The organism is Variovorax sp. VNK109, from assembly GCF_049445855.1.
Taxonomy (GTDB): Bacteria; Pseudomonadota; Gammaproteobacteria; order Burkholderiales; family Burkholderiaceae_C; genus JAGOCV01.
This window is the reverse complement of sequence record NZ_JBMSDV010000004.1, coordinates 61,357-77,410: the sequence shown is the minus strand read 5'-3', so window position 1 is coordinate 77,410 and position 16,054 is coordinate 61,357. Positions and strand designations below refer to the sequence as shown.

Sequence of the window (16,054 nt, the reverse complement as noted above, 5' to 3'; positions counted from 1 at the left end):
CGCATTCTGTTGTTTCTGCGCGATGCCGTCCTACATTGGAATGCAGCAAAGGGCGACAGAAACGGTTTTGCCACCAAGGAAAACTGTTCTTGCAGAAAATACAAGTGCAAGGACGCATCATGAAAACCCAAGAAACAAACAAAGACTTCCCACGCAAGCAAACACGACTCAGCCGCTCTTTCCATTTGTCTGCTGTCTCGGTGGCATTGTTCGCCGGCCTGACGGCCGGCAACATCGCGCATGCGCAGAATCAGGACCACGCCTGGGGCATCTACGGCCAGGTTGGTGCGGGCTTCTACGGCAACGCCAATCCGCACCAGAACACCATCGGCGTGATCGGCCCCCTGCCATGGACTTCGCAATTCGCTGGAACGAAGGTCACGACCTATTGGGATGGCTACATCAGCCAATGGCGCGCAGCGAGCGTCGCAGGGGGTGACAGCAGCTATACCCAGCTGGCGTTTGTGCCGTCAGCACGGTTCCGCTTCGACGATGGCGCATCGCGCTGGTTCATGGACGCAGGTATCGGCCTGAGCTATCTGGACGGCATTTACGCGACGCCGCGCCACAGCTTCAGCACACGCTTCAATTTCACGGAGTTCATCTCGCTCGGCCGCAGCTTCGGCGACGACAACCGGCATGAGGTGTCGCTGCGTGTGCAGCACTACTCCAATGCCGGCATCAAGAAGCCGAACCCCGGTGAAAACTTTGTCCAGCTGCGTTACGCGGTGAAGTTCTGAACGCACCCTCCCGGGGTTTGACTTCTGGCGGCGCCTGCCTGCGGGCACGTGCCTCCATCAGCGTGTAGCCCACCGTTGCCACGGCCAGGGGAACGAGGTAGTAAAGGCCTCGGTACGCCAGCAATGCCGCGAGCAGTTCGCCTTGCGCCATCTGGCTCGACAGCAAAGCGATGAACACCGTCTCGAGCACGCCCAGGCCTGCGGGCACATGGGTGATGACGCCGGCCATGGCGGCAATCAGCAGCACGGCTACCACGTCGGGATAGGCGATGCGGCCTTGCAGCAGCGTCCACACCATGGCGGCCATGATGAGCCAGTTGGTGCACGACATGACGACTTGCAGTAGCGCCATGCGCCAGCCCGGCACCACCAGCGCATGGCCGCGCAGTTGCCATGCGTGGCCGGGGCGCCAGAAGCACAGGCCGACGTAGCACAGGGCCACGGCGACCATGACCGCTCCGAGGTACGGCAGCACGTCGTTGCCGACCTTCCAGGCCTCGGGCAATGCCGGCGGCCACACCATGAAGATGACACCGGCCAGCAGCAGGTAGCCGAGCCAGTTGGTCAGCATGCTGAGCGACATGACACGTGTGATGGTTCCGTTGGAAAGACCGAGTCTCGAATACAGCCGGTAGCGGAACGCCACGCCGCCGACCAGCGAGCCCAGGTTGAGGTTGAACGCGTAGCTGATTGCATTTACCCCCATCACCGTGCGCACCGGCAACCGGTGACCCGTGTAGCGGCGGCCAATCAAATCGAAGCAACTGAAGAGCGTGTGACTGGCGATGGCGAGCGCGGCGGCAGCCACGAGGATGTGCAGCGGCAACGCCTGCATGCCAGCCCCTACGTCGCGCCAGTCGATCTCGCGGGCATGGCTGGCCAGAAGCCACGCGACGCCCGCGAAAAACGCCACGGTCAGCACGCGCCTGACCCGAGGCCACGCGGCGTGCGCCGGCTTCATCAGGCCTCCACCGTGCGATCGGGCGAGCGGTCCAGGTTACGGGGCGGCGTGGCGCTGGTCACGGCTTCTGCAGCCATGACGCGCGGCGTGTGCGTCGGCAACCAGCTCGCCCATGACGGGTACCAGCGCATCAGGTGGAACACGAAGAAACTGCGCACCATGCGCCATGTCCCCGGCTCTTCCACGTCCTGCACCTGAACCTGGTTGCAGGCGTTGCACATCAGGTGCTCGAGCCGTTCGTACAGATGCTGGTTGAATTCGCGGTCACGCAGCACGACGTTCGCCTCGAGATTCAGCGACAGACTCAGCGGGTCGAGGTTGCTCGATCCGACGGTCGCCCATTCGTCATCGGCCAGCGCGACCTTGCCATGCAGCGGGCGCTCGCAGTATTCGTAGATCTTCACGCCCGCGTGCATGAGGTGGTGGTACAGCATGCGGGCGGCGGTCTTCACGATCGGCATGTCGGGTTCGCCCTGCAGGATGAGCCGTACATCCACGCCGCGCCGCGCCGCGCGCCGCAGTTCGCGGATGAGACGGTAGCCGGGGAAGAAGTAAGCATTGGCGATCACCAGACGATGCCGTGCTGCGCGGATGGTCGCACGGTAGTGCCGTTCGATGTCGTTGGTATGGCGGCGGTTGTCGCGCGTGACGAACTGGGCGGCCACGCTGCCGGATTCGGGCAGCGAGTCGAACTGCACGGCAGGCACGCGACGTCGCAGCCAGCTGCGGCCGGCGCCACCCGCGGCGATGGCGTGCAGTACGAAGCGATGGATCTGCGCGACCAGCGGGCCTTCGATTTCCACCGCGTAGTCCTGCTTGGCCTGCGGACCGAAATCCGCGAGGTGGTCCGCCGAATAGTTGATGCCGCCGACGAACGCGCGCTCACCGTCCACCACCACGATCTTGCGGTGCATGCGGCGCAGCATCTTGAGGCGCCAGCCCCACAGCCGCGGGCCGGGGTCGAACACGCGCAGGCGCACACCGGCACTGGTCAGGCGGCCGATGTATGCATCGCTCAGGTCCGGACTGCCGAAGCCGTCGACCAGCACATCCACCTTGGCGCCCTTGTTGGCGGCGGCGATCAGCGCTTCGGCGAGTTGCTGCCCGACCTTGTCCTCGAAGAGGATGAAAGTCTCGACGATCACCTCACGTTGCGCGTTCGCAATGCATTCGAACACGCGGGGAAAGTATTCCTCGCCGTTTTCGAGCAACACGACCTTGTTGCCGGGAATCCAGTTTGCACTCATGGGTCACCTGCGACTTGGTTGAAGTAGGTTGAATAGGTTGGAATTACAGAACGATGTCGGCAGCCAGCGGCGCATGGTCGGACAGATGCGACCAGGGCTTGCGCGGCAGTACCTTGGGCGAATGCACGTTGGCATTGCGCACATAGATGCGGTCGAGTGACAGCAGCGGGAAGCGAGAGGGAAACGTCTTCGCGCATTCGCCGGTGGCCTGGACGAAGACTTCGTGCAGGCCGATTTCGTCTTCGAGCAGGCGATTGGCGCGTCGACGCCAGTCGTTGAAGTCACCCGCGACCACGAGCACGGCGTCGTCGGGAACCTCGCCGCGAACCAGATGGCACAGCAGTTCCAGCTGTTCCTGGCGATGCGATTCCTGCAGGCCCAGATGCACGCAGATCGCATGCACGTCGGTGGCCTGGCCCGGCACACGCAGCACACAGTGCAGCAGTCCGCGCTTCTCGGGCCCGCGGATGCTCACGTCGTGATTCTGGAAGTGCACGATGGGAAACTTGGACAGCACGGCATTGCCATGGTGACCATTGGGATAGACAGAGTTGCGGCCGTAGGCGAACTGGGGCCACATCGTGTCGGCCAGGAATTCGTAGTGGGGTGCTTCCGGCCAGTTGTCCAGCCGGCCCGCGTGGCGCGCATGCGTGCCCAGCACTTCCTGCAGGAACAGCACGTCCGCGCCCACGCTGCGCACGGCATCGCGCAACTCGGGCAGGATGAACTTGCGATTGAAGACGGTGAATCCCTTGTGGATGTTCACCGTCATGACGGTCAGGGCTGACACGGGCGGCACCGACGCCAGCGGCATCGGCTGTTCCTGTGGTGGCATGACGGTCTGTTCCAGCACGTCCGCCATCGCCTGCACTTCGGGGAGCACGTTTGCGTTCATGGTGGAATTTGACGCCGACGGCTTTGCGCGCGCTGTAGGACACAAGGCAAAAGCGGCATCGGAATGGCGGAAATGCGGCAATGCCGCCCGGGATGTGAAGCAGCCTCGGCTCCACGTCCTACGTCCGGCACCGCAACACGCCCACAGCGGCAGCCTGCCAGCGCGCATACCTTTGAGTGGCCCGCAAACACGGGCTCATTGCAAACCCAAGGAAGGAAATGAAATGAAGACAAACGCACTCCGCAATTCGTTGCTGCTGGCCGGCCTGGTGGCCGTCGGCGGTGTTGCAACCGCGCAGACCCCGGCACCGGTCGTTCCCGCTGGCGAGGCCAGCACCATGATCCGTGGGAAGCCCAACGCGCAGGTCAAGCCTGACGCCAACTCGGGCACCTCCCGCGCCGCCGTGAAGGCGGAAGGCACGATGGCTGCGCGCGATCCGGCCAACTCCACCACCGGCAAGGGCGAAGCCAGCACCACCGGCCCGTATGGCCAGCCGAACGTCGAGCCGTCGACCACCGCCACGAGTCGTTCCACGGCCATGACGCCGCAGGAGCGCCGGGCCAAGCGCGATGACGAAGTCGCGATGGATCGCCAGAACAAGAAGATCAAGAACGGCAACCCCGCCATCGGCACGCCGCAGTAAAAGTTCGCCGCTGCAAGGCGGACCGATCACAGAGAGCCGCCAGAGCTCACCGCGTCACGCGATTGACGCACGCACGTGAAGAAGAAAAAGGCCCCGCGAGGGGCCTTTTTGCATGGGTGGACGGAAAAGACCGGCCGTCTTGGCGGCGTACTCAGCCCTTGGCAGGCGGACGCGGCGCGTCCTTGCCGGGGCCGCGATCGCCACCGGGGCGGTGGTCATGGCGACCGTCGCGGCCCGCATGGGGACGGCGGAACGCTTCGGCATCGAACACCTTCTGCTGCTCGGGCGACAGCGCCGCGTAGAACGACTTCGTCGCGTCGGCGCGCTTGGTCATCTCGGCGTCGCGTTGCGCCTTCATGGCCTGCATGCGGTCGATGCGTTGCGGCGTCGTCAGCTTTTCGAGCTCGGCGCGGTCCGCACGGGCAGGGCGCTGCGCCGGCGGTTTGAGTGCGCTGGTGTAGCTGGTCCACGCGCCTTCCTGGGCGGCCGTGATCTTGAGCTTGTCCTTCAGCGCGGCCTGCCGCTTGGCCATGAACTCGGCGAACTTCGCCGGATCCGGCTTGTGCGCCGTATGCTTGCCACCGTGTTGCGGTCCGCGGTGCATGCGTTCATGCGGGGGCGGGCCACCGGCGGGCGGTGCGGGCGGCGTGGCCTGGGCGAAGACTGCGGCGCTCATGCCGGCCAGCAGACCGGCGACCCACAGATGTTTGCGACCTTGTTTCATGAGAGCTTCCTTTCGTGAAGCGCCGGTACCGGGAATCGGTGTTGGCGTGAAGGGAAGTGTGGTGGCCCCGTGTTTCCGCCCCGTTGCCTCGTGACAAGGTTTTGTAAAGTTGGGTGACGCTTTGATTTCGGGCTGGCCGCTCGCGTTGCGGCCTTCAGGCGCGCTTCGGCCCGAGGGCCGTGAGCTCGGGCGACAGGTGTTCCCAAGGCACGTCGAAGCCGGGTTCTGCACGCGGAGGCGGCGGTGCATCGCTGCGCAATGCCCAGCGCGCACCGGCCTGCACGCTGTCGATGACCGGCACATCCACGCCTGGCTGGATGTCCGCCGCCATGCCGGCCAGGCCTGCGCCACCGAGGATGACGGCTTCGGCGTCGAGCTGCCTCGCGGCGTCGCGGCAGGCCTGTGCCAGCAAGGTGCGAGCGGCGGCAGGGTCGGCGGCGAGCTGCGCGCCCGTGGGCGTGACGGTGTGGATGCCCGCGAGGCTCTGCCCGTGCCCCAGCGCATGGGCGAGCCGCTGCAGCATGGGGCCCCAACGCGCACCGCCAGTCACGATGGCGAAGCGCCCGTGGTGCGCGGCCTCGATGAACGCGGCTTCCGCGAGACCGGTGACGGGTGCGGGGCTGCTTTCGCGCAGGGCGATCAGGCCCGGGTCGCCGAAGCAGCCGATCAGCACGGCATCTGGAGCAGGACGGCCCGACGCCTTGCCTTCGACGATGGCGGCGGCCCATGCATCCAGCGTGGCGTGGGAGGCGACGGCGTAGCCCGCTTCGTCGGAGATGTAGGGCGCGCCGAACCGGGCGGTGACCGTGCGTACCTGCACGTCCGGGCCCGCAGCGGCCTGTGCATGCATCTGCAGCAGCGCACTCACGGACGCAGACGTGTTGGGGTTGATGACGAGCAGGTGGCGCATGGTGTGGACGGGAGTTTGCACCATGCATGCAAAGCCTGCGCCAGTTTCGGCGCGCTCAGTGCCGTACGGGAATGATCCACAACGGCGCGAGCCGCATGTCCTCGGCCAGCGCGATGCGCTCGCGCCGCGTGATGCCCCGCACCCCCTGTGCGACCCACCGGGCGCGCACCAGGTCGATCTGCCCGCGCCCGGCCCAGCGTTGCGCTTCCACGCCGGGGTTGTGCAGCATGGCGGCCAGCCACACGGCCTGTGCGGGGGTGAGTTGCTTCACGCTGCGGCCGAAGTAGTGCCGCGCCGCCGCCTGCGCCCCGCAGATGCCCGGGCCCCAGGGCGCGTTCTCCATGTACAGGTGCAGGATGCGCGCCTTGCCCAGCGACTGTTCCATGTCGGCGGCGTACAGCAGTTCGCGCAGCTTGCGCGCAGGACTGCGCTCGTCGCCGGTGACGAGCAGCTTGGCGAGTTGTTGCGGCAATGTGCTGCCGCCGCGCGTGCTGGCGTTGCGCAGTGCCTGTTCGGCGTTGGCCTGGCGTGTCGACTGGTTCGCGGTGAAGGCCGCATGGATTTCGCGCAGGTCGTAGCCGGTGTGCTCCCAGAAGCGCTGGTCTTCGGCAGCGATCACCGCGCGTGCCAGCCAGCCGTCGGTCGACAGACGCTCGCCGCGCGGTGCGGGGCCGCAGGTGCTGCGGGCACCCGCGAGCTCGCCGGTACCCAGGCCCGAGACGGCGAAGCCCTCCATGCGCGGTGTGATCTGCAGTTCGCCGTTGGGCAGGGTGACTTCGGCCTTGAGCGAAAAGCGCCCTTCGATGCGCGCCTGTGCGAGCTCGGGGATGTTGGCGGCGAACAGCGCATAGCCATCCGCCACGGGCGTGGACGGGATGTCCAGCGCCACGCGCAAGCGCTCGGGCGTGAGTCGCCCCTGCCAGCTGCCGCGCACCGCGCCGGCTTCCACCAGGCCCTGCAGCTCGGAGAAGTCGCGCTGCACGGTGAGGTTGACCTCGGGCAGGCGCAGCGGTGCATCGCCCAGGCCGCGCACACGCAGCGTGCATGGCGCGCAGCGCACGGCCAGCGCGTCGCTGTCATCGAGCCACTGGAATTGCAGCACGCCGGCGCGCGTGGGCCAGCTCAGGCCATCGAGGCGTGGCGCGATCCAGTGCGACGTGGCCAGGCGCACGAGCGACGGCACGCCCGCGCGGAATTCGAGCGGGCCGATGCGCACGTCGGTCGTCCATTCGCCGGGCAGCGGCATGAGGAGCGCGCGCAGGACGAAGTAGGCCGCCAGCGGCAATAGCAACGAGGCCATGCCGAGCCAGGCCAGGACGTGCCATGCGAGGTGCATGCGCCTCGCGCCCCGATGCACCTGCGTGGGTGAAGGATGGTTCATGTTCACAGCGCCCTCGCCACGGTGACGGCCTGCCACGGCCCTTGTGATTGCCCCAGCACGGCGGCCCAGTACCAGGCGGACGTGTCGGTCCAGCCCTGGCCGCTCGCGTCCTCGATGCGTTCGCACACACGCAGACGGGTGCCGTCCGCATGCATGGCTTCGAAGCAGCGCCACAGGCGTTGCTGCGCGTCCTGCTCGAGTTGCGCATCCGCGATGCGGTAGCCCAGGCCCTGGTAGCAGTCGACGGCCGGATGCAGCATGCGTGTGGGCTGGTTCACGCGGCGCAGCACCAGCACCTGTTCGCCGTCGGTCATGCGCGCCATGGCGCCGGGGAAGCGGCGTGCGAAGCGCAGCTCCACGTCGGTGAGCGCAAGCGGGCGCAGCGGCTGCCCCTGCCATTGCATCGGCCACTCGACGGCGGAGGTGGTTGCAGGCAGGTCGGCGCCGCGTGGCTGCATCGCCGTGACGGCGGCACCTCCCAGCGCGCAGGCCGGCAGCACCACCGCGCACGCCGTCTTGAACAGCACGCGATGGATGAAGAAGTTGGTGAAGAGATGCGAGACGGGTTGTGTGATGCGTTCAAGCCAGTTCATGACGGCCTCCCTTGAACATGCCGGGCCGGCCCGCGAGACCCATGCGGCCCACGAGACCCATCACCCACGCGATCGATCCGCAGACTGCGGCCAGCGTCAGCAGGCCCACGGCTTCGTGCGCCCATTGCGGCAGCGCGTGGCCCGCACCGGCGAACGCGACGAGCACGGTGTTGCGAGCCACGTTGCCCGCGAGCACGAGCGCGCCGACGAAGGGCAGGCGTGCGAGGAAGCGGGCGTTGCTGCGCCGTACATGCAGCGCCACCACGCATGCGGTGAAGTACCCGAGCCATGCCATCTGCACGCCGGAGCACGGTGCGTCGACGATGATCAGCTGGCCGTCCACGCGCAAGCTCGCACCGCTACGCACGACTTCGTAGCCACCGGACAGCAACCACGCACTGGCTTCTGCGGTGATCACGCGCAGCGGATAGCCGGCATAGAACTGCAGCGATGCCAGCAACGGCAGCGCCAGAACGGCAAGCCCGAGCACCGGCAGCGTGGGCACCGACGCAGGCAGCCACGCCGCGAGCGCTGCGGCCACGGCCAGCACGGCAAGCAATGCACTGGCCAATGGCGGCAGCAGCGCCACGCCGACAGTGGCGCAGAGCGCCAGCCCCAGCGCGATGGCGAGCCACGCGAGCTTCGGCGCGGGACGCAGCACGCGGCGCTGTTGCCACACCAGGCCGCAGAGCACGGCCAGCGCGAGCAGGCCCAGCGGATCGTCGGAGCCGTCGAGCATGCGACGCGCCATCCACCACCAGGCCGGCCAGAGCGCGGTGGCGAACAGCGCGAGCCAGATCCATTCGGGTGCGGTGTCCACACGCACGCCGTAGCGCACGAAGCGCGCGTTGTTGAGCAGGCGGGGCAGGGCCATGTGCATTGCTCCTACTGCTCAGGCCGTGAACGCGGCGGCCTTGCGACGCCGCGAACGGCGCGCCACCATCGCCAGCACCGACAGCGTGACCAGCATTGCGCCCCACGCGGCGGGTTCCGGCGTGCCAGGCACCTCCGCCCCGACCACGGGTGCGCTGCTGCTGCCGACCGCGAGGTTGCCCACACCCTGCGGCAGCGGCGACGGCTGGTCGACACCGGCGGCGTCGTGCGGCGCGGGGTTGCGCACGACGCGGTCGACTGCGAGGAAGCTCGTGTACTGGGTCAACAGGCCATAGCGCAGGCCGAGCGCGGTGATCTCCTCGCGCTGGGCGCCACGACCGTCGAGCGCCTCCTGGTCGCTCAGCGTGGCGATGCGATGGCGGGCCCACAGATAGCGAAGTGCCTGGGTGTCCTTCGCTGCCGCGATGCCGGGCGTGCTGGCCGTGGGGACGGGGAGCACCTGGCGATGCGCGCCTTCCGCACTGCGTCCTTCGATGACGAGCTGCCCACGCGGCTCGCCGCGCCACTTGCCGAATACGATGACGGGCCGCTCGCCCAGCACATCGGGCAGTTGCAGCGGTTCCACGTCGTACACGTCCAGCCCTTCGAAGCGCGCCTTCACGCTGGTCAGCACCGGTGACTCGATCATGCGGCGGAAGCGCGCCGCTTCGGCCGGTGCCTGCGACGCGTTGGTGATGATGAAGGGTTCGCCCATGCCGGCGCGCGCCAGGCCTTCCATCAGGTGGCGGTTCACCGCGCTGCCGATGCCGAAGGCAAACACATTGGCCTTCGACAGGTTCCTGCGCACGAGCGCGAAGGCCTCGGACTCCACCGTCACGTAGCCGTCCGTCACCACGACCACGGTGCGCGACAGGTCCGCGTGGCGCGGTTCGTCGTACACGCGGCGCAATGCGGGCATGAGCTCGGTGCTGCCGCTGCCCTGGTACTGGTCGATGGTGCGTAGCGCCTGGTTGATGTTGGCGCGTGTGGCCGGCACGGACTGCGGTGACAGCATGCGGCTGCTCCCTGCGAACAGCATCACGTTGAACGTGTCGCTCGGTTTCAGGCCACCGATCAGTTCCGCGAGCATCGCCTTCGCCGTGTCGAGCGGGAAGCCGTGCATCGACCCCGAGATGTCCACGACGAAGATGTAGTCGCGCGGCGTGATGACGCTGGACGGCACGGCTTTGGGCGGCTCGATCATCGCGAGGAAGAAGTTCTCGCCGAGCGGGCTCCCCTCGGGTCCGCCACCCTGGCCGCGATGCAGCAGCAGGCCCGACTCCACCGTGTCGCCCGCAAGCCGGTAGTCGAGGATGAAGTCGCGGTTGTTCTCATTCCAGCCGGTGGTCTTGAGCGTGACGGCGGCGCGGTCGCCTTCACCATTGCCCTCGCGTGACACGCGAACGTCGTGCGACGGCGATGCGACTTCCTTGATGCCGATGGGCGTGCTCATGAACACGCGCAGGTCGAAGGCGGCGCTCGACTGCCGGCCTTCTGGCAGGTAAGGCTGCGCGACCCAGTCCGCCTTGCCACCGGCATTGAGTTGCGACTGCGGGCTGTTGTAGCGCGGCCCGACCACCGTAGGGAACACGAACTGGTACTGGCCCGACTGCGGCACCAGCAGCTCGGTGTAGCGCAGCTCCACGCGCACTTCGTCGCCCGGCAGGATGTTGGCGACGTTCATCTGGAACACGTTGGGCAGGTGCTGCTCCAGCAGCGCGGCGGTCTTGCCTTCGCGCTTCGCGGCGTCGTACTCGATGCGTGCGCGCTGCTTCTCCCTGATGTCGGCTGTGATCACCCGGTCGGCCAGGCGCACCGTCATGCCGTGGACGGCGGCACGCGTGGAGCCGGGGAACACGTAGCGCGCTTCGATGGAACGCTGGCCTTCGTTGCGGTAGACCTGCGTGACCGTGACATCGGCGATCACGCCGGTGATCTGCACCGTCACGTCGGTGGACTTGAGTGGCAACGCATCGGCCGACGGATCGTCGCTCTTCACGAAGAAGTAGGGGCTCTCGGTCTTCAGGCGTGGCGCCGCGTCGTCGCGCGTCTGCGCCTGCACGGGGCGCGTGCTGAGGATGATGAAACAGGCGGTCGCCGCGCCGGCCGTGGCCAGCCAGAGCCAGCGGCCGAAGGCAGATGCGATGGCGGATTGCTGCTGCATGTGAAAGTCCTTTTCCCGTGTGTCCGTGCGTCGATGCACGGGAGGGACTTTCGCGGGCCGGCGCGTAGCCGGTTTGAAGCCTGTGTGAGGCGGATCGCGGGTTTGTGAAGCCGGCGTGAAGCCGCGGGGCGTGGCGGCCGGCCTTGCAGCCGGAGGCTCAGGCGGCCGCGTCCATGCCGTTGCGTTGTTTCACCGGCGTGGCCTGCGGCGACGCCATGAAGGCCAGCAGCGCACGCACGGCATCGGGCCGCTGGCTGGTGGCCGCCACGCCGCCCGAGAAGGTGGTGATACTCTGGATGTCCGCCGGCAGCGGTCCGAGGATGTCGATGCCCTCGAGCGGCAGCAGTTCACTCAGTTGCTGGAAGCCCAGCGCGATCTCACCCCTGGCGACCAGGCTGCCCACCGGAATGCCGGGCGGCGCCTGCACGATGCGCGGCTTGATCTCTTCCGCGATGCCCCAGCGCTCGAACAGCTTCATCAGGTAGACGCCGCTCGGTCCCGTGGAATAGCCCAGCGTGGCGGCATCCTTCACGGCCTGGCGGACGGCGGCTTCGTCGGCGATGGAAGGATGCGGCGCGCCTGCGCGCACGGCGATGGCGATGCCCGACTTCACGATGTCCACCCGGCTGCCGGCGAGCACCTTGGCGTCGGCGATGAGCTGGTCGATGGCATTGGACGCGAGGATCACGCCGTCGAACGGTTCACCGGCCTGCACGCGCTTGGCGGCGTCGACACCACCGACCGATTCGAGCTTCACCTCGGGCCCGCCGGCCGCGCGGTACTGCTCCGCGAGTCCGGAGAGCACCTGGCGCGTGGCCATGGACGAGATGATGTGCAGCGGTGGCGTGGCGTCGGTCATGGGGATCGGTGCTCCGGATGTTCGTGAAGGCGCGTGGTGCAAGGCACTAATTGTGGACCAGCCGCCAGAGCGACGTGACCTCGGCCGCGCGTGCGGCCGCGAGCGGGTCGGCCGAGTCCTGCGCCTTGCCGTGGCGAGGGCGGATGTCATGGCGCTCGATCACACGCAGCTTCGCGTCTGCAATCCAGCCGAGCAGTTGTTCGCGCGTGCGCAGGCCCAGGTGTTCGGCGAAGTCGGACATGATGAGCCAGCCTTCGCCATCGGGCGCCAGATGCCCGGCCAGCCCCGAGAGGAAACCGCGCAGCATGCGGCTGTCTTCGTCGTAGATGGCGTGTTCGATCGGTGTGGCTGCGCGCGCGGGCAGCCAGGGCGGGTTGCACACGGCGAGCGCCGCGCGGCCGGGCGGGAAGAGATCGGCTTCGATGACCTCGACGGGATTCGGCAGCTGCAGTCTTTCGAGGTTTTCGCGCGCACAGGCCAGCGCACGCGGGTCCTGGTCGGTGGCGATGACGCGTGCCACGCCGCGCCGCGAGAGCACGGCCGACAGCACGCCGGTACCCACACCGATGTCGAAGGCGACACCGGTCTTCGTACCGGCAGGCAATGGCACCATCGCGACCAGATCCACATACTCGCCGCGCACCGGCGAGAACACGCCGTAGTGCGGATGGATGCGGTTGAGCGGCGGCTCGCCGAGCGCGGGGATCTCCACGCCCTTCTTGCGCCACTCGTGCGCGCCCACGAGGCCGAGCAGCTCGCGCAGCGACACGACGGAGGTGAAACCATCGGCCGGTCCCCAGGCCTCGGTGCACGCGGCGGTGAAGTCGGGCGCACGGCGCAGCGGCACGCTGTAGTCGCCGTTCACCGGTACCAGCACCATGCCGAGCGTGCGTGCGCGTTGCGCCTGCGCCTGGCGGTGCAGATGAAACACCTGCGACGGCGGAGCCTCTGCACGTTGCGCGGCCTTCGCGTTCTGCTCGCGCGCCTTCTTGCTGGCGCTGCGCGGTTTGCGCTCGGTGCGCCGGGCGAGTGCCTGCAGCAACTGGCGCGCGTTCTGGAAGTCGCCCTGCCACAGCATCGCCGTGCCTTCGCTCGCGAGGCTGAACGCCGCGTCGGCGGTGAGGGCGTCGTCCACCAACTGCACGCGCTTCGGTGCGGCGCTGCCATTCTCGGAACGCCAGCGCGCCTGATGCGACATGCCCGTGGCGGGCTCGGTCCATTCGATCATCGGGCGATCTTAAGCCTCGCCCGGGCGAGGGCTCGTGCAGCTCAGCAGTTCTGCGCGCCGTCCGGCAGCGCGTGCGTCGGTGCGGCCGGTTTGCGGAAGTACAGCAGCGTGAGCGCCAGCGCCACGACGGCCATGGCCGCGGCCCACAACGTGACCGGCCGGAGGCCCAGGCCCGAGGCAATCACCGCGCTGCCCAGCCATGCACCCAGCGCGTTGCCCGCATTGAACGCGCCGATGTTGAGGGTGGAGATCAGGCTCGGCGCAGCCGCGCCGGCACGCATCGCATTGAGCTGCAGTGCTGCGCAGGCGGCGAAGCTGGCTGCGCCCCACAGCAGCAGCGTCAATTCGGCGGGAATCAGCCATGCAGATGTCCAGTAGAACGCCGCCTGCAGCAGCGCGATGAGTACCGCCAGACCGATCAGGCTGGTGGAAAGACGCCAGTCCGCGAGCCGCCCGCCGATCACGTTGCCGATGGTCAGGCCCACACCGATCAGCAGCAGCGTCCAGGTCACGCCTTGAGGCGAGACGCCCGTGATCTCGCCCAGGATCGGCGCGATGTAGGTGAAGAGCGCGAACATCGACGCGGAGAACAGCACCGTCATGCCCAGCGCCATCCATACGCGGGCGTTGGCGAGGCTGCGCAGTTCGCTACGCACATCGGCGGGTTCGGTTGCGCCGTCCTTCGGCAGGAAGCGCGACAGCGCGATGAAGGCAATCACGCCGATGACGGTGACCGTCCAGAACGTCATGCGCCAGCCGGCCGCCTGGCCGAGCGCGGTGCCCGCCGGCACGCCCAGCACGTTGGCCAGCGTGAGGCCGGTGAACATCATGGCGACGGCCGACGCGCTGCGGTTGGGCGGCACCAGGCTCGCGGCCGTGACCGCGCCGATGCCGAAGAACGCGCCGTGGCACAGCGCCGTCACCACGCGCGCCACCATCAGCAGCCAGTAGCTGTCCGACAGCGCGCAGAACGCGTTGCCGACGATGAACACGAGCATCAGGGCGAGCAGCGCACGCTTGCGCGGCAGCCGCGCCGTGAGCATCGCCATGATCGGCGCGCCAATGGCGACACCCAGCGCATAGCCGGTGATGAGCAGCCCCGCGGAAGAGATGGAGACTTGCAGGTCGCGCGCCACTTCGGGCAGCAGACCCATGATGACGAATTCGGTGGTGCCGATGCCGAAGGCAGAGATCGCCAGCGCGAGCAGGGGAAGATTCATGGGGAGACTTCAGTTTCAACGCGGGCCCATGGCGGCCACGCAACCTTGTCTCCGGCCTTTTTGTCGTTTTCGTTGAGAGCCCCGTTTATCCGCCAGAACGAGAGACCTGATGGGGATGAGGGTTGGCGGCCGGCGCCGCTTTTCAGGCCGTATCGCGCGGCAACGTCAGCGTTGCGACAGCCCCGCCGCCCGGCGCGTTCGCCAGCTTGATGCTGCCGTGGTGCAGCGATGCGATCTCGTGCACGAACGCGAGGCCGAGACCGGTGCTCTTTTTCTGTGTCGCGGGGCGCGCGAGTGAATAGAACTTCTCGAACACCTTGTCCTGCGCGTACGCAGGAATGCCAGGACCCTGGTCCTTCACCGAGACGTGCAGCAGCTGGCGGCCTGCGGCCTGCAGGCCGATGACGACCTCGCCACCATCGGGTGAGAAAGCGACGGCGTTGTCCACCAGGTTGGCGATGGCGCGGCGCAGCAGGAAGGCGTCGCCGTCGACCGCGAGGATGTCGGCATTGCCCCCGGGCGCATTGATCTTCACGTGGATGCCGCGCGGCGCGGCGGCGGCGCCAGCGCTGGCGGCCACGTCTTCGAGCAATGGCAACAGCGCGACGGTGGCGACGCGGTTGAGCGTGCGTTGTGTCTCGAGCGCGGTGAGCTCCATCATGCGGTCCACGGTCTCCTGGATGCGCTGCGTCTCGCGCATGATGTTGTCCAGGAACAGTTTGCGCTGCTGCTCGTTCATCTGCGGCGCGTCACCGCCTTCGGCATCCTGCAGCAGTTCGGCGGCACCGCGGATCGCGGACAGCGGGCTCTTCACTTCATGCGTGAGCGTCTGAACATAGTCGGCGACGTAGTTGCGGCCCGACAGCGCATCGCGCAGTTCGGCGACGGTGCCGCGCAGCTGGTCGCGCAGGCGGCGCAGCAGGCGCATCGGATGCAGCGTGCGTTGCTGGCGCAGCCATCGCACGTAGTCCCGCACGAAGCCGAAGGGCCGGATGAGCCACACCGACACGATGGCGGCAAGCAACAGCACGGCGCTCGCGGCGAGCACGCCGATGCGCAGCGTGTTCTGCCGTGCAGCCTCGACGAACTGGCCGAAGCTCTGCACCGGCTTGCCCGCGCTCACCACGCCGATGATGCGGCCGTCGTGCAGGATGGGCGCGCCCACGTACATCACCGCCGAAAGCGGATCGCTTTCCACGTCGCGCGTGGTGCGGGCGCCGTAGCGTCCGGCCAGCGTCTGGCTCACGTCGAGCCATGCCGAGTAGTCCGCCTCCAGGTCGCGTCCGAGTGAATTGAAGATGACGAGGCCCTGCGAGTCGGTGACGTACACGCGCAACTCGACGCGCGTCTTGTGCACGCTGAAGATCTGCGCCTCGAACGGGCGCGCGTACACACGGCGGAACAGCGCCTCCAGGCGCGGCGTGTCGATCTCGCCGTATTCGTCCAGGTCCTGCTCGATCACGCTGGCCAGCATGTGCGAGGTCTCGACCAGCGACTCCTCGGCCGACTCGCGGTAGCGCGGGTCGATGTCCATCATCGCGCGGTAGACGAAGAACGCGAGGCCCGCCGCGTAGATCAGCAGGATGCCGATGAAGATGCGGTTTCTCATCGGAACA

General features: G+C 67.6%; 15 protein-coding genes. 2 read left to right on the top strand and 13 right to left on the bottom strand.

Annotated features, from left to right (window positions below; all coding sequences use genetic code 11):
* The first annotated feature begins 104 nt into the window (after nt 1-104).
* Nucleotides 105-740, top strand: coding sequence for an acyloxyacyl hydrolase (locus ACO2Q9_RS14755; RefSeq protein ID WP_423312563.1), 636 nt, complete (start codon nt 105-107; stop codon nt 738-740).
* Here ACO2Q9_RS14755 and ACO2Q9_RS14750 read toward each other — a convergent pair.
* Genes ACO2Q9_RS14750 through ACO2Q9_RS14740 form a run of 3 tightly spaced genes read right to left on the bottom strand, consistent with a single transcriptional unit; the run spans nt 682 to nt 3,783 of the window.
* Nucleotides 682-1,701, bottom strand: coding sequence for a lysylphosphatidylglycerol synthase domain-containing protein (locus ACO2Q9_RS14750; RefSeq protein WP_423312562.1), 1,020 nt, complete (start codon nt 1,699-1,701; stop codon nt 682-684). The genes ACO2Q9_RS14755 and ACO2Q9_RS14750 overlap by 59 nt on opposite strands.
* Nucleotides 1,701-2,948 (bottom strand): cardiolipin synthase ClsB, encoded by a 1,248-nt coding sequence (clsB, locus tag ACO2Q9_RS14745; protein WP_423312561.1) that lies wholly within the window; start codon nt 2,946-2,948, stop codon nt 1,701-1,703. The genes ACO2Q9_RS14750 and clsB overlap by 1 nt, the downstream gene beginning before the upstream one ends.
* Before the next feature lie 43 nt (nt 2,949-2,991).
* Complete coding sequence (locus ACO2Q9_RS14740) at nt 2,992-3,783, bottom strand: endonuclease/exonuclease/phosphatase family protein (protein ID WP_423312876.1); 792 nt, start codon at nt 3,781-3,783, stop codon at nt 2,992-2,994.
* Between the two features lie 283 nt (nt 3,784-4,066).
* On the opposite strand from ACO2Q9_RS14740, the gene ACO2Q9_RS14735 reads away from it, so the two are divergent.
* The gene (locus tag ACO2Q9_RS14735; protein WP_423312560.1) at nt 4,067-4,486 is read left to right on the top strand and encodes a hypothetical protein; all 420 of its coding nucleotides are present in this window, start codon (nt 4,067-4,069) and stop codon (nt 4,484-4,486) included.
* 151 nt (nt 4,487-4,637) lie between these two features.
* On the opposite strand, the gene ACO2Q9_RS14730 is transcribed toward ACO2Q9_RS14735, so the two are convergent.
* The 10 genes from ACO2Q9_RS14730 to creC all read right to left on the bottom strand — a co-directional run bounded on the left by ACO2Q9_RS14730 (nt 4,638) and on the right by creC (nt 16,047).
* Nucleotides 4,638-5,210: a Spy/CpxP family protein refolding chaperone gene (locus tag ACO2Q9_RS14730; RefSeq protein WP_423312559.1), complete on the bottom strand. Its 573-nt coding sequence runs from the start codon at nt 5,208-5,210 to the stop codon at nt 4,638-4,640.
* 154 nt (nt 5,211-5,364) lie between these two features.
* Complete coding sequence (locus ACO2Q9_RS14725; RefSeq protein WP_423312875.1) at nt 5,365-6,120, bottom strand: aspartate/glutamate racemase family protein; 756 nt, start codon at nt 6,118-6,120, stop codon at nt 5,365-5,367.
* Nucleotides 6,121-6,175: 55 nt separating this feature from the next.
* On the bottom strand, nt 6,176-7,501 hold the full coding sequence (locus ACO2Q9_RS14720; protein WP_423312558.1) for a biosynthetic peptidoglycan transglycosylase: 1,326 nt from the start codon (nt 7,499-7,501) through the stop codon (nt 6,176-6,178).
* A gap of 2 nt (nt 7,502-7,503) precedes the next feature.
* Complete coding sequence (locus ACO2Q9_RS14715) at nt 7,504-8,094, bottom strand: hypothetical protein (RefSeq protein ID WP_423312557.1); 591 nt, start codon at nt 8,092-8,094, stop codon at nt 7,504-7,506.
* Nucleotides 8,081-8,968, bottom strand: a complete 888-nt coding sequence (gene xrtQ / locus ACO2Q9_RS14710; protein ID WP_423312556.1) for an exosortase Q — start codon at nt 8,966-8,968, stop codon at nt 8,081-8,083. The genes ACO2Q9_RS14715 and xrtQ overlap by 14 nt, the downstream gene beginning before the upstream one ends.
* An 18-nt stretch (nt 8,969-8,986) precedes the next feature.
* Nucleotides 8,987-11,131, bottom strand: coding sequence for a VIT and vWA domain-containing protein (locus ACO2Q9_RS14705; RefSeq protein ID WP_423312555.1), 2,145 nt, complete (start codon nt 11,129-11,131; stop codon nt 8,987-8,989).
* A gap of 157 nt (nt 11,132-11,288) precedes the next feature.
* Nucleotides 11,289-11,990 (bottom strand): substrate-binding domain-containing protein, encoded by a 702-nt coding sequence (locus ACO2Q9_RS14700; protein ID WP_423312554.1) that lies wholly within the window; start codon nt 11,988-11,990, stop codon nt 11,289-11,291.
* A gap of 46 nt (nt 11,991-12,036) precedes the next feature.
* A complete protein-coding gene (locus ACO2Q9_RS14695) occupies nt 12,037-13,218 on the bottom strand; it encodes a methyltransferase (protein ID WP_423312553.1) in 1,182 nt (393 codons plus the stop codon).
* Between the two features lie 41 nt (nt 13,219-13,259).
* Nucleotides 13,260-14,438: an MFS transporter gene (locus ACO2Q9_RS14690; protein ID WP_423312552.1), complete on the bottom strand. Its 1,179-nt coding sequence runs from the start codon at nt 14,436-14,438 to the stop codon at nt 13,260-13,262.
* A gap of 142 nt (nt 14,439-14,580) precedes the next feature.
* Nucleotides 14,581-16,047 (bottom strand): two-component system sensor histidine kinase CreC, encoded by a 1,467-nt coding sequence (gene creC / locus ACO2Q9_RS14685; protein WP_423312551.1) that lies wholly within the window; start codon nt 16,045-16,047, stop codon nt 14,581-14,583.
* Nucleotides 16,048-16,054: the final 7 nt, after the last annotated feature.